Raw genomic sequence first — 13,575 nt, forward strand, 5'->3', positions numbered from 1 at the left:
AAGCGAAGGCGCGGCCCCGCGCGCGGCATGTTCACTTTCCACTTCACGAAAGGAGATGCCGAACGATGTCTTCCACACCGTTTTCCCCGATGCGTCGCCACCTGCTTGCCACGTCCGTGGCCGCAGGGGTCTCCGCGATGCTGCCCACGGCGCTGCATGCCGCGACCGGCGCGAGCGGCATACGCCCGTTCACCGCGCACATTCCCGACGAAGCCGTCGCCGACCTGCGCCGCCGCATCGCGGCAACACGCTGGCCGGGCCGCGAGACCGTCGCCGACGAATCGCAGGGGGTGCGGCTGGCGCGCATGCAGGCGCTGCTGCGCTACTGGGGCACCGATTACGACTGGCGCAAGGGCGAGGCGCGCCTGAACGGTTTCCCGATGTTCATCACGGAAATCGACGGGCTCGACATTCATTTCATCCACGTGCGCTCGCGGCACGAGAACGCGATGCCGATGATCATGACGCACGGCTGGCCGGGTTCGATCTTCGAGCTGCTGAAGGCGATCGGCCCGCTGACCGACCCGACCGCGCACGGCGCGAGCGCCGACGATGCGTTCCATGTCGTCGTGCCGTCGTTGCCGGGCTTCGGCTTCTCGGGCCGGCCGACGCAGACCGGCTGGGGTTCCGACCACATCGCGCGCGCGTGGGGCGAGCTGATGGCGCGGCTCGGTTATACGCGCTTCGTGTCGCAGGGCGGCGACTGCGGCTCGGTGATCTCGCACCGGATGGCGATGCAGCGCGTGCAGGGCCTGGCCGGGATTCACGTGAACATGCCGGCGACGGTGCCGCCGGATATCGCGACGCTGCTCGCGACCGATGCACCCGCGCCGGCGTCGCTGTCGCCGAAGGAGAAGGCCGCATACGAGAAGCTCGCGACGTTCTATCGCGACAACTGCGGGTACTCGGCGATGATGGTCACGCGCCCGCAGACGGTCGGCTATGCACTCGCCGATTCGCCGTCCGGGCAGGCAGCGTGGATGTACGACAAGATTTCGCAGTGGACTTATAGCGGCGGCGTGCCCGAGCGTTCGATTCCGCGCGACGAGATTCTCGACGACATCTCGCTGTACTGGCTGACGAACACCGCGACGTCCGCCGCGCAGATCTACTGGGAGGATCACTCGAACAACTTCAATGCGGTGGATATCGCGTTGCCGGCCGCGATCACGGTGTTTCCGGGCGAGATCTACCAGGCGCCGCGCAGCTGGGCCGAGCGCAGCTATCACAACCTGATCTACTTCAACGAAGTCGACAAGGGCGGGCATTTCGCGGCATGGGAGGAACCGGAGTTGTTCGCGCGTGAAGTGCGCGCCGGGTTCCGGCCGCTGCGGCGCGTGTAAGCGAGGGAGGACGGGCGAACGCGGGCCGGCGCGGATGCGGTCGGCGTTTGCTTCCGTCGTGCACGTTCCTGAATTCACCGCGGCGTCGTTATTGCTGCCGGCGTTACCTGTTTAAGCGGCCGTTTTACGGCAGAAACAGCACGGCGCTTCCGTTCACGATTGAATGACATATCGATGAACAAAACCCGTTATGGAAGAAACATTCCATCGTAATTATTTGATTAAAAAGCGATTTTGATAAAAATCAAAATATGTCGCGTGAATTGACTGATGTATTGAAACCCTCAATACAATGATCCGCGACTGCACCTGAGTGCGGACAAATCATCCTGTTTATTGGCACGCGGCAAAAAGCCGAATCGGCTTTTTCACGGTTTCACCCGGTAAAAAAATACGACCCGAGGTTTCGCGATGACGAATAACGACGTGCGCGAGTCACGCATGGCTTGCGACGGCATGCGCCCGCTTGAAGGTCGAAGAGGCATCGTCGTCGGCCTGGCGAACGAGCAGAGCATCGCGTGGGGATGTGCGCGCGCATTTCGCGCGGCGGGTGCCGAACTGGCGGTGACCTGGCAATCCGACCGGGCGTTGCCGTACATCGAGCCGCTGCTGGACCAGCTGAAGCCGGCGATTGCGATGCCGCTCGACGTGAGCCGGGCCGACCAGATGCGCGAGGTGTTCGACACGATCGGCGAACAGTGGGGCGGCCTCGATTTTCTGTTGCATGCCGTTGCCTATGCACCCAGGGCCGATCTGCACGGGCGCGTCGTCGACAGTTCGCCGGAAGGGTTCGCGCTCGCGATGGATACCTCCTGCCACTCGTTCATCAGGATGGCGAAACTGGCCGAGCCGTTGATGACGTCCGGTGGAAGCCTGATGGCGATGACCTATATCGGAGCCGACCAGGTCATCGCGGAGTACGGTGTGATGGGCCCGGTCAAGGCGGCGCTGGAGGCCACCGTCCGATACCTCGCTGTCGAGCTGGGGCCGGCCGGCATTCGCGTGCATGCGGTGTCGCCCGGCGCACTGGCCACGCGGGCGGCATCCGGGCTGCCGAACTTCGATCATCTGCTTGACGACACCGCCCGGCGTGCGCCATTGCGCCGTCCGCTCGACATCGACGACGTCGGTGCGTTGTGCACCTTTCTCGCCGGCGATGCCGCACGCGCGATGACCGGCGGTATTCACTACATCGACGCGGGGATGCACGTGCTCGGCTGACGCCTGGCGCGAGGCGGCCGCTCCCGGAATGCGTCGAGATTCACCTTGCCCCTCTGGAGAACAGTGTTATGGATGCTGCCAAGCAACTGGCGCGCAGTCATGAGATCGCCACGGAGATTGTCCACGTCCTGCAAAAGCGCACGCAGCACGCGCTGGAACAGTACGGGAATCGGTTGGGCGAAGCGTTCGACGGCAGCGACGGCCCCGGCCGGGCGCCGGGCGCCGATCCGTTTGCCATGCCATTCTCGCCGCTGGGCGCGTGGCATTACGCGGTCGACGCCGCACAGCGCGCGCTGCTGTTCTGGGACACGCTGCGCGAGCGCGGCACGCAATATGTCGAGCGCATGGCCGAGGGGCTCAAGCCGGTGCTGCATTTCGACTACGACGTCGTGCTCGACGGCCGGCAGTTCGCACGGCCCGTCAATTACGCACTCGTTCACATCCAGCCGCCGGATGGCGTGATCGTCGACGCCGGCAAGCGGCCCTACCTGATCATCGATCCGCGCGCGGGGCACGGCCCCGGTATCGGCGGCTTCAAGGACGATTCGCAAGTCGGCGTGGCGTTGCGCGCGGGGCATCCCGTGTATTTCGTCGTGTTCTTCCAGGAGCCCGAGCCCGGCCAGACGTTGCTCGACGTGTGTGCCGCGGAACAGGCGTTCGTCCGGAAAGTGCGGGAACTGCATCCGGACAGCCTCAAGCCGGCCATCGTCGGCAACTGCCAGGGCGGCTGGGCCGCGATGATGCTCGCGAGTTCGTCGGCGGACGATACGGGCCCGATCGTCATCAACGGCGCCCCGATGTCGTACTGGAGCGGCGCGTGGAGCGAGGGGCCCGGCGACAATCCGATGCGCTATGCCGGCGGCATACTCGGCGGCACGTGGCTCGCGTCGTTTGCGTCGGACCTGGGCAACGGCAAGTTCGACGGCGCCTATCTCGTGCAGAACTTCGAGAACCTGAACCCGGCGAACACGTTGTGGGACAAGTATTACCACGTGTACGACCACATCGACACCGAGCCGCCGCGCTTCCTCGAGTTCGAGCGCTGGTGGGGCGGCTACTACCTGATGAACCGCGACGAGATCGAATGGATCACGCGCAACCTGTTCATCGGCAACAAGCTCTGGTCCGGCGAAGTGAAAGACGGATCGGGCAAGGCGTTCGACCTGCGCGAGATCCGCTCGCCGATCATCCTGTTCGCGTCGATGGGCGACAACATCACGCCGCCGCAGCAGGCGTTCAACTGGGTCGCGGACATCTACGGCAGCACGGAGGAGATCAAGGCGCGCGGGCAGGTCATCATCGGGTTGGTGGAAGAGGACGTGGGGCATCTCGGCATCTTCGTGTCCGGCAAGGTCGCGAAGAAGGAGCACGCGCAGATCGTCAGCGTGCTGGATGCCGTCGAAACGCTGCCGCCCGGCCTCTATGCGATGTCGATCGAGGAAGTGAAGGGCGCCGACGGGAAGGTCACGTACGACGTCACCTTCGCCGAGCACCGTCTGGAAGAGATCGCGCAATACTTCAACCGCTTCGGGCGCAAGGACGAACAAGCGTTCGAGGCCGTCGCCGCGCTGTCCGAATTCACGCAGCGCGCGTATGAACTGTTCATGCAGCCATACGTGCAGCAGGCATCGAACGAGACCACCGCGCACCTGTTGCGCGACTTTCATCCGCTGCGCTTCCAGCGCTGGGCGTTTTCGGACCTGAATCCCTGGCTTCGCTGGCTGAAGCCCGCCGCCGACACGCTCAGGGCCCACCGCCAGCCGGCCGACGATATCGAGCCATGGCGCAAGCTCGAACGGCGTGGCTCGGATATCGTCAGCGCGTCGCTCGACTGTTTCCGCGCGATGCGCGATGCAAGCATCGAGTCGCTGTTCTTCACGCTGTACACCCAGCCGGCCTTGCTTCATTTCGGGGAGCAGTATCGCGACCGCCACGCGGCTGCGCCGGCGGCGGCGGACCCCCGCGACCTGCCGTTCGTGAAGGCGGCGCTCGCGTCGATCGACCGTGGCGGCTACACCGAAGCGGTTGCGCGGGCGGCGTTCCTGCTCGAGCGCAACGGCGAACCGTTTCCGCTGGCGCAGCTTGCGGCCGAGCGCGAGCTTGCCGAAACCTACGCCGAATACCTGCCGAACCTGCCGCCCGACCAGTGGCGGCGCATCTATGGCGAGCAGGAGATCATCGCGACTTACGCGCCCCAACAGGCCGTCGCCACGCTGCCGGTGCTGCTTGCCCGGCCGGAGGACCGCCAGCGGCTGCTGACGCTGCTGGACAAGCTGCTGGGCGATGCGCGCGTGCAAAGCGCGTCGGTGAGCGAGCAACAGTGGGCGGCGCTGCAACGCATTCGCGCGGTACTGGGCGCGCCGCCTGCCACGCTGCCGGCCAGGGGGCCGCTGGCGACACTCGAACGCGTGCAGTGACGGACAGCGAGGAACCGCAATGGAAACCCGACACGAGAAATATCGCCGCCTCATCGAGCACTGCCAGGCGCTTGCGCCGATGCCGACGGCCGTCGCGCATCCGTGCGATCGAAGCTCGCTCGAGGGCGCGCTGGAGGCGGCGCGCAAGGGGCTGATCGCGCCGATCCTGGTCGGCCCGCGTGCGCGTATCGAAGCGACCGCCGCGGAGTTGCAGCTGCCGGTCGGCGATCACGAGATCGTCGATGCGCCGTACAGCGAGGCGTCGGCAGCGGCGGCGGTGCGGCTCGTACGCGACGGCCGTGCGTCCGCGCTGATGAAGGGCAGCCTTCACACCGACGAACTCATGGCCGAAGTGGTGCGGCACGATTCCGGGTTGCGCACGGGCCGGCGCATCAGCCATTGCTTCGTGATGGACGTGCCCGCGCACGCCGACCCGCTGATCGTGACCGACGCGGCGATCAATATCGCGCCGACGCTCGAGGAAAAGGTCGACATCCTGCAGAACGCGATCGATCTCGCGCATGCGCTGGATTTCCCGCAGGTTCGTGTGGCGATCCTCTCGGCCATGGAGACGGTCAACCCGAAAGTGCCGTCGACGCTCGAAGCCGCCGCGCTGTGCAAGATGGTGGATCGGCGGCAGATTACCGGCGCGCTCGTCGACGGCCCGCTGGCGCTCGACAACGCGATCGATCCCGAAGCCGCGCGCATCAAGCAGATCGATTCGCCGGTGGCCGGGCACGCGAACGTGCTGATGGTGCCGAACCTCGAAGCGGGCAACATGCTTGCCAAGAGCCTGTCGTTCCTGGCCGGCGCAGACGCGGCGGGCATCGTGCTCGGCGCGCGCGTACCCGTCATCCTGACGAGTCGTGCCGATTCGTTGATCACCCGGCTGGCTTCCTGCGCGGTCGCGATGCTCGTCGCGAACGTGCAGCGCGAAGCGGCCCGGCGCGTGGGGTGACGCCATGGCAGACGTGATTCTGGTGTTGAATGCCGGCTCGTCGAGCATCAAGTTTTCCGCATTCGACGTGCACGGCGACACGCTCGGCCTGATCGTGCATGGCCAGGTCGAGGGCCTGTACACGGCCACGGCGCACTTCAGCGCCGTCGATCGCCACGCGGAGCGTCACGAACGGCAATGGGCCGGCGGCGATACGTTCGGCCATCAGGAAGGGCTCGAGCAGATCGCCGCGTTCCTGGGCGCGCATCAGGAAGGGCATCGTCTCGCGGCGGTGGGCCATCGCGTCGTGCACGGCGGACAACGCTTCAGCGGCCCGGTGCGCGTCACGCCCGAGATCGTGGCCGAGCTGGAGAAACTCACCCCGCTCGCGCCGTTGCATCAGCCGCACAACCTGACGCCGATTCGTATCCTCGAAACGATGCGGCCCGGCGTCGAGCAGGTGGCCTGCTTCGACACGGCGTTCCACTGCACGCAGCCCGCGGTGACCCAGGCGTTCGCGCTGCCCGCGTCGATCACCAGCCGGGGCGTGCGCCGTTACGGTTTCCACGGGCTCTCGTACGAGTACATCGCGAGCGTGCTGCCCGACGTCGCGCCGGCGGCGGCGCGCGGGCGCACGGTCGTCGCCCACCTCGGCAACGGCGCGAGCATGTGCGCGCTCGTGGCAGGCAAGAGCGTCGCGAGCACGATGGGGTTCACGGCGCTTGACGGGCTGCCGATGGGCACGCGTTGCGGCAACCTCGATCCCGGCGTCGTGATCTTCCTGATGGAAGCACTCCGGATGGACGTGCGCGCCGTCGAGGATCTGCTCTATCGGCGTTCCGGGTTGCTCGGCGTGTCCGGCCTGTCGAGCGACATGCGCACCCTGCTCGCGAGCGACGACCCGCACGCACGCTTCGCCATCGAGCTGTACGTCTACCGCATCGCGCGCGAACTCGGTTCGCTCGCGGCCGCGATGGAGGGAGTCGACGCCGTCGTGTTCACCGCGGGGATCGGCGAGCACGCGGCGGCGATTCGCGAGGGGGTGTTGCGCCGTGCGGCGTGGCTCGGCGTCGAGATCGACGTCGACGCGAACGGCACGGGCGGGCCGCTGATCACGACGGCATCGAGCCGCGTATCGGCGTGGGTGATCCCGACCGACGAAGAACTGATGATCGCGCGCCATACGCACCGGCTGATCCGGTGACGGGTGAACGAGCAAGGAATCCTCATGGCTGAACTACTGCTGGTCAATGTCGAAGAACACGCGCGCGACGACGAGGTCGGCGCGTTCCTGGCGCGGCATGGATTCCCGCAGTTCGATGCGATCGAGCGTGTGCCGGCCGGGATCGGCACCCCCATCGCGCTGCTCCGGTTCAACACGCTGTCGTCGGTCGCGCTTTACTCGCTGCGCGCCCGGATCGACCACATCTCGTGGCGGGGCCGCTCGATTCGCGCGCATATCCTGCCGGACCGGAAGGACTGAACGGCTGCGTGCGGCGGCGTGGTTCGAGCGGTGAATGCGCGCCGGCCGGCATGCGGCCCGTGTTCATCGGCGGAGTGAGGCGGTGTCATGCCGCCGCGATGTCTCGGGACGGCGTCGCCGTCAGATGATCCGGCACGTGCCGTGTACGTCCCTCAGCCACGTGAGAAGCATCATCGCGGCATAGACACAAGGCAGCACGATCAAAAATCGACGCCACGTTACCTTGAAACGCGGAAGCCGCCGGACGACCGCGGCGAGGGCGATGCAGGCAACCAGCCCGACCGGCAAGATGTTCCAGTTGTCCCGGAAGGCGGCAAAAACGAAAGCCGCCGTGAAAAACACGACCCAGACCACGGCACCGCCCAGGGTGTCGCAGTAGGCGGTGGCGTATCCGGAGAACCACGCGAGCAGAAGCGCCGCAAGCCCGAACGCGGTCAGGATGGTCGCGAGCCAGAGCGGCGGCCCGTTCGTGCCCGCCTGTCGCACGGGAGCGTCTTGTTGGTCGGCATCGGTCAATTCGGTCACCTGCAATCGGGCGGGTTGTCACGGCAAGCGGTGTAGTATCGCCGCGTTTCGGCGCCGAAGCGAGAGGCGGTGCGTGGCCATGCCATCGCCGGGGCAGGCCGGCGCGTGGCCATGCCATCGCCGGGGCAGGCCGGCGCGTGGCACGTGGCCCCTGCGAACCCGCATTTCCCGAGCGATTTTTGAATCGTCGTGTGTCGTGTTCGCCGACAGATACGTTGGGATACAAAGCCTCGCCAGGGCTCGGGTATAAAACCGGTGAAGCGATTCACACGGCGGCGCGATGCCATGCGCCGCTGCCGAGAATGCAGATTCCCGAGTGCCCGCACGTGCCGCGGTCACCTTCCTTAGCGATCGACACTGGAGAACGAGTCATGCCCGAAACCGTGAACACCCGCCGCCGCCTGATCCTGGGTACGACGCTGGCGAGCCTCAGCCTCGCCGACCTCGGCTTCAGCGCCCTGGCGCACGCGCAGTCGGCGCCCGATGCAGCGCCTGCGAAGCGCGCGGCCGGCGCCGCGTCGCTGGGCACGATCCACCAGATCGACGCGGGCGTGCTCAACGTCGGGTATGCGGACCTCGGGCCGAAGAACGGCCCGGTCGTGTTCCTGCTGCACGGCTGGCCGTACGACATCTACAGCTACGCGGAAGTCGCGCCGCTGCTCGTCGCGGCCGGCTATCGCGTGATCGTGCCTTACCTGCGCGGCTACGGGTCGACGACGTTCCGCTCGGCCGACACGGTGCGCAACGGCCAGCAGGCCGTGACGGCCGTCGACATCATTGCGCTGATGGATGCGCTGAAGATCGACCGGGCGGTGTTCGGCGGTTACGACTGGGGCGCGCGCACGGCCGACATCATCGCGGCGCTGTGGCCGCAGCGCGTGAAGGCGCTGGTGTCGGTGAGCGGCTACCTGATCGGCAGCCAGGAGGCGAACCGCAAGCCGCTGCCGCCGCAGGCCGAATTCCAGTGGTGGTATCAGTTCTACTTCACGACCGAGCGTGGCGCGCTGGGCTACGCGGCGAACCGCGATGCGTTCAACAAGCTGATCTGGCAACTCGCATCGCCGAAATGGCAGTTCTCCGACGAAACCTACGCGCGCACGGCCGCGTCGTTCCAGAACCCCGATCACGTGGCCGTCGTGATCCACAACTATCGCTGGCGTCTCGGGCTCGCGAAGGGCGAGGCGCAATACGACGACCTCGAGCGGCGCCTCGCGGCCGGCCCCGCGATTACGGTGCCGACGATCACGATGGAAGGCGATGCGAACGGCGCGCCGCATCCGGAACCGGCCGCGTACGCGAAGAAGTTCACCGGCAAGTACCAGCACCGCACGATCACCGGCGGCATCGGCCACAACCTGCCGCAGGAAGCGCCGCAGGCGTTCGCGGATGCGATCCTGCAAGTGGAGCACCTGTGATGCGGGCGCGCATGGGTGGCGTGCGGCGCGGCGTGCGCCGCGGGTTCGTCGCGGGCGTGCTGCTGGCCGGCGCGTGGTCGGCGAGCGGCCCGGCCGCGTTCGCGGAGCAGCCGAAGCCGGCTGCTGCTGCCGCGTCGCCGATTTACGGCGTGACGATCCCGCCCGGCTACCGGAAGTGGGAAATGGTCGCCCCGGCCGAAGAAGCCGCGCCGCTCGATGAACTGCGTGTCGTGCTCGGCAATCCCGTCGCGATCCGTGCGCTCGAACAGGCGACACTGCCGTTTCCGGACGGCACGATCCTGGTGAAGCTCGCGTACAAGCGCAAGCAGTCCGACGAGTTCGCGCCGGCGACGGTGCCCGGGCAGGCAACGACCGTGCAGGTGATGGTGCAGGACTCGCGCCGCTATGCGTCGACGGGCGGCTGGGGGTTCGGGCGGTTCATCAACGGCGTGCCGGCCGATATCGGCCAGCACCAGACGTGCTTTGCGTGCCACCAGGCGCGGGTGAAGAATCACGATTACGTGTTCACGCGGCTGGCGCCGTGACGGAAGCGTGAGCAAGGTGAGTCGCCGGGATACACGCGGCTCATTAACGTCCCGTCATCGGTGGCGAATGGTGTGCGACTGCTCGCCCCATAACCCCGCTCGTGCCGGCTCCGGATTCGACCCGGCCGCCGTAGGCGCGTCGCCTGGGTGGCCGATTCCCGTATTGCGTCCATTCCCGTGAATGACTCGGCGACGCGATCCTGGTCGCACGGATCGCGCCTCCGAGCCATCTGCGTCACCACGAATAGCCCTGCATTCCGTAATTGGTGTCGTGCCGGCGTCCCCACCACGGCAGGTACGCATTGTTCCCGCCACGCGCGCGGAACCAGTCCTTGTCCGGATCGATCGGCGTGAGCGTCGACGGTGGCCTGACGACGACCGCGACGGGATGCTCCGGGTCGGTCGTGCCGGCGACCAATGCGTTACCGCCGAAGTGATTGATCCGGCCGATCGCCAGCGCAACGTCGGTCAAGGCGCTGCCGGTTCCCATGTCACCGAGCAGGGCGGCCGTGTTGAAGGCCTGTTGCCGGGGATCGTATTCCGGGAGCGTTTCCGTCAAGGTCTGCGCGAGTGCGACGAGACGTGACGAGGCCACGTCACTGCCTTTCCCTGCGTCGTGCACGATGTACTCGAGATCCGGGACTGCGACACCGGCATTGCGCGCTGCCTGGTCGACGGTCGCTTTCCACGCCTGCACGGTTCGCGTCGTGCCGACCTTCGGCGAGAACGCTTGCGTGTTGCCGGTGGCGGCCTTGCCGATCCAGGCGAGCGGTTCGCGCTGCGTGTCGAAGTTCGGGCCGGCGAGAAACAGCACGACGAGGTTCTCGTTGATCTGCGCGTCGAGCGGCGGAAAATTCGGCGCATCCCAGTTCACCACCCACACGGTCTTGTCGGGGTTGTCCCGCAAGTAGTCCAACGCCTTGTTCAGCGCCCCGAAGCCGGCGTTCGCGCCGCCTTGCGTGATTTGCACATCGGGCAGTGTGTCGCGGCTCCACATCGTCGGGAAATACCGATTGCCGATCGAAAACGTCTTTCGAATCGAGTTTTGCAAATAGCTCTGCGATTCGTCCGCGTCGAGTCGCTCCGGAATCGCAAGCTCGACGCGAATGCCTGCCAATTCGCGCCAATCTTTCTTGTTGTCGGGGTTCACCGTGTAGAAGTATTTTGGATTGGAGGCGTAGCGAGAATGAAGCAGCAGAGGGAACCTCTTCATGTACTTGTGATAGAAACCCTTGAACGTCTCCGCGCCTTCGTTGCCGTATGCGATACCCGCTACCGCTTGCAGCGTAGTAAAGGACTTCGGATCGGTGCGGACCATATCGTCGTTCTTGTTGGGTGCGGCGAGCCCCTGCGTCCACAACAATTGCCATTCGGTCGGGTAGTCCCTCCGTTGCAATGGATTCATCCAGATCAGGCCGACAACCTGCGCGACGAACGGCTTCGCCGACGCTGCATCTTCAAGCACCGTACTCCCTACTTGCTCCTGGGCAGGCGCGGCTTGTGCAGGACGCGTCATGGCCGTGATAAACAGAAACACCATGAGCGCGGCCAGGGCGGGCACGACAACGATTCGTTTCATCCATTCTCCTATTTCCAGATGGGCTGGATCGGGTTGTTCGACGTGCGTCATCAGCGACGCCATGAGTACTGCGGCAATGGGCCATACCGAAACGGCAACAGCGACACGTCGCTGCCATGTAGCGATGAGTGCCTTCAAAATGCACCTCCGACCTTCAGATAAAACGCCCCTTCACGTTCATCTACAATCGCGTCGGGCATATTTCCTTCTCCGTTTTCCATATGCACCCATTCCTGCATCGGTAGATCGTCAAGTTTGCCGCGCATGAAATAGTCGAAGTACTTCTCCCTCGGATTGCCGTCGAATCATTTCTCGATCCGCGACCGTCGTCGGTGCGCACCGACGAACCGGCGGCAACGGCCGCTACGCCGGACGCAGCCGCATCGCGACCGGCACCGCCGCCCATCGTCGTGTGTGAAATGCGGATGCCGTGAAAATGCGCTCAGGGGCGATGGCGACGAACGGAAATTGTCAGAATGTGTTTCCGGGCAGGAATCAGGCGTGTTGCTTCGTCACTGGAAAAGCGCGGCAGAAGCGAGCGGTTTTTCAATCCGTTGAGATGGTCAGGTCCGTCATCCGCTGAGGCCGCCGGATGACGCACTTGTGCGCGGCGCCGTGTCCTGATCGGCCGGTGATTGAGTCGATATCGTCCGTACCTGCATGGCGAATTCGACGAGTTTGTATCGCACTGTATCCAGCGCTGCTTCGGAAACATCGGATTGCACTGAAACCCTGCTTCAGAAACATGCCGGATACGTGGGCGGGTTCTACTGTCGACATGCAGGAAACGTTCGATGCCAGACGATCTGGATCGGATGCCGAATGATCGACCGACCTACTTCCTTCAAGGAGAACCCTCATGAAAGCCGCTCGCATCCTCGCCGTTGCCGTCCTCGCCGCCGTCCCCGCCCTGTCGTTTGCCGATACCGGCCACGGCCTCACGCGTGCCGACGTGCGCGCCGAACTCGTCCGCCTGGAACAGGCCGGCTACAACCCGGCGCGTAGCGAACCGCATTACCCGGAAGACGTCGCCGCCGCGCTGCAGGTCGCGCGTTCCGACCAGAACGGCCCGTCGAAGTCGCAAGGCGACAACGTGGCCGACGCATCGACGCGTGCCGGCCATCGCGACGCGGCGCAAGCGCATTCCGCGCACGACGCATACGACGACCTGTACGCGCATTCGTGATCCGGTGCCGCGCCTGCCTCGTGCGCAGGTGCAGCCGCCACCGCGGCACGTTCAGACAACCCAACACAACACAACAGAGCAAGGAGCAAGACGATGGCCGGTTTGATGAAGCGCGTTCTGGTGTCCGCCGCGGTGATCGGCGGACTGTTCGGTGCGGCCGCGGTGCAGGCTGCGCAGAAGGACGACCTGAAGGGCACGAACGTCGTGCTCGTGCACGGCGCATTCGCCGACGGGTCGAGCTGGAACCGCGTGATTCCGCTGCTCGAGGCGCGCGGGCTGCACGTGGTGTCGGTGCAGAATCCGCTGAGCTCGCTCGCCGACGATGCAGCCGCGACGAAGCGCGCGATCGACGAGCAGAAGGGGCCGGTCGTGCTGGTCGGCCATTCGTGGGCCGGCGTCGTGATCAGCGACGCGGGCAACGACGACAAGGTGAAGTCGCTCGTGTACGTCGCCGCGTTCGCACCCGACAACGGCCAGTCGATCGCGGACGTCACGCAGGGGCTGCCGGCACCTGCATGGGCCGGCGAACTGCGCAAGGATGCGGGCGGCTTCGCCACGTTGTCGGACAAGGCGATCGCGCAGGATTTCGCGCCGGACCTGCCGCCCGCACAGCAGCGCATCATCGCGGCGACCCAGGGGCCGTGGTACGGCGGGTGCATTTCGGAGAAGGTCACGCAGGCCGCGTGGCATGTGAAGCCGTCGACGTTCGTCGTCGCGACGCAGGACCGGATGATCGACCCGAAGCTGCAGGAAACGATGGCGAAGCGGATCGGCGCGACGGTCGCGCGCGTGAACGGCAGCCACGTGTCGATGCTGAGCCAGCCGAAGGCAGTGGCCGACGCGATCATCGCGGCGGCGGAACGGGCGAAGCAGGAAACGCAATGAGTGAACGCGGCACCGCGCTTTCGCAGGCAAGCGCGGTGG

Annotated in this window: 13 protein-coding genes; 10 read left to right on the plus strand and 3 right to left on the minus strand. The window is 65.8% G+C overall.

Annotated features, from left to right (window positions below; translation table 11 throughout):
* Nucleotides 1-65 precede the first annotated feature (65 nt).
* The 6 genes from L810_RS02175 to L810_RS02200 all read left to right on the plus strand — a co-directional run bounded on the left by L810_RS02175 (nt 66) and on the right by L810_RS02200 (nt 7,401).
* On the plus strand, nt 66-1,343 hold the full coding sequence (locus L810_RS02175; RefSeq protein WP_021156719.1) for an epoxide hydrolase family protein: 1,278 nt from the start codon (nt 66-68) through the stop codon (nt 1,341-1,343).
* Between the two features lie 411 nt (nt 1,344-1,754).
* Nucleotides 1,755-2,564, plus strand: a complete 810-nt coding sequence (fabI, locus tag L810_RS02180) for an enoyl-ACP reductase FabI (protein ID WP_021156720.1) — start codon at nt 1,755-1,757, stop codon at nt 2,562-2,564.
* Nucleotides 2,565-2,632: 68 nt separating this feature from the next.
* Nucleotides 2,633-4,981 carry a DUF3141 domain-containing protein gene (locus tag L810_RS02185; protein WP_021156721.1) on the plus strand — a complete coding sequence of 783 codons (2,349 nt, stop codon included), beginning with the start codon at nt 2,633-2,635 and terminating at the stop codon, nt 4,979-4,981.
* Nucleotides 4,982-5,000: 19 nt separating this feature from the next.
* A complete protein-coding gene (locus L810_RS02190) occupies nt 5,001-5,939 on the plus strand; it encodes a phosphate acetyltransferase (protein WP_021156722.1) in 939 nt (312 codons plus the stop codon).
* A 4-nt stretch (nt 5,940-5,943) separates the two neighbouring features.
* Nucleotides 5,944-7,122, plus strand: a complete 1,179-nt coding sequence (locus L810_RS02195) for an acetate/propionate family kinase (RefSeq protein WP_021156723.1) — start codon at nt 5,944-5,946, stop codon at nt 7,120-7,122.
* Nucleotides 7,123-7,146: 24 nt separating this feature from the next.
* Complete coding sequence (locus tag L810_RS02200) at nt 7,147-7,401, plus strand: hypothetical protein (RefSeq protein ID WP_021156724.1); 255 nt, start codon at nt 7,147-7,149, stop codon at nt 7,399-7,401.
* Between the two features lie 120 nt (nt 7,402-7,521).
* Here L810_RS02200 and L810_RS46815 read toward each other — a convergent pair whose 3' ends face one another.
* Nucleotides 7,522-7,926, minus strand: a complete 405-nt coding sequence (locus tag L810_RS46815) for a hypothetical protein (protein ID WP_021156725.1) — start codon at nt 7,924-7,926, stop codon at nt 7,522-7,524.
* Between the two features lie 371 nt (nt 7,927-8,297).
* Between L810_RS46815 and L810_RS02210 the strand changes: the two genes are divergently transcribed.
* Both L810_RS02210 and L810_RS02215 read left to right on the plus strand, forming a co-directional pair.
* Nucleotides 8,298-9,341 (plus strand): alpha/beta fold hydrolase, encoded by a 1,044-nt coding sequence (locus L810_RS02210; RefSeq protein ID WP_021156727.1) that lies wholly within the window; start codon nt 8,298-8,300, stop codon nt 9,339-9,341.
* On the plus strand, nt 9,341-9,886 hold the full coding sequence (locus L810_RS02215) for a cytochrome P460 family protein (RefSeq protein WP_021156728.1): 546 nt from the start codon (nt 9,341-9,343) through the stop codon (nt 9,884-9,886). Before L810_RS02210 ends, L810_RS02215 begins: the two co-directional genes overlap by 1 nt.
* A gap of 235 nt (nt 9,887-10,121) precedes the next feature.
* Here the strand turns inward: L810_RS02215 and L810_RS02220 are convergent, their stop codons facing one another.
* Nucleotides 10,122-11,465: a virulence factor gene (locus L810_RS02220; RefSeq protein ID WP_081712783.1), complete on the minus strand. Its 1,344-nt coding sequence runs from the start codon at nt 11,463-11,465 to the stop codon at nt 10,122-10,124.
* Nucleotides 11,466-11,599: 134 nt separating this feature from the next.
* Complete coding sequence (locus tag L810_RS48870) at nt 11,600-11,731, minus strand: hypothetical protein (protein WP_021156730.1); 132 nt, start codon at nt 11,729-11,731, stop codon at nt 11,600-11,602.
* A 593-nt stretch (nt 11,732-12,324) separates the two neighbouring features.
* Here L810_RS48870 and L810_RS02225 point away from each other — a divergent pair.
* Together L810_RS02225 and L810_RS02230 are read left to right on the plus strand one after the other, a co-directional pair.
* On the plus strand, nt 12,325-12,651 hold the full coding sequence (locus L810_RS02225; RefSeq protein ID WP_021156731.1) for a DUF4148 domain-containing protein: 327 nt from the start codon (nt 12,325-12,327) through the stop codon (nt 12,649-12,651).
* 93 nt (nt 12,652-12,744) lie between these two features.
* Complete coding sequence (locus L810_RS02230; RefSeq protein ID WP_021156732.1) at nt 12,745-13,536, plus strand: alpha/beta fold hydrolase; 792 nt, start codon at nt 12,745-12,747, stop codon at nt 13,534-13,536.
* The last annotated feature ends 39 nt before the right edge of the window (nt 13,537-13,575 follow it).

The organism is Burkholderia sp. AU4i (assembly GCF_000466765.1).
GTDB lineage: Bacteria > Pseudomonadota > Gammaproteobacteria > Burkholderiales > Burkholderiaceae > Burkholderia > Burkholderia cepacia.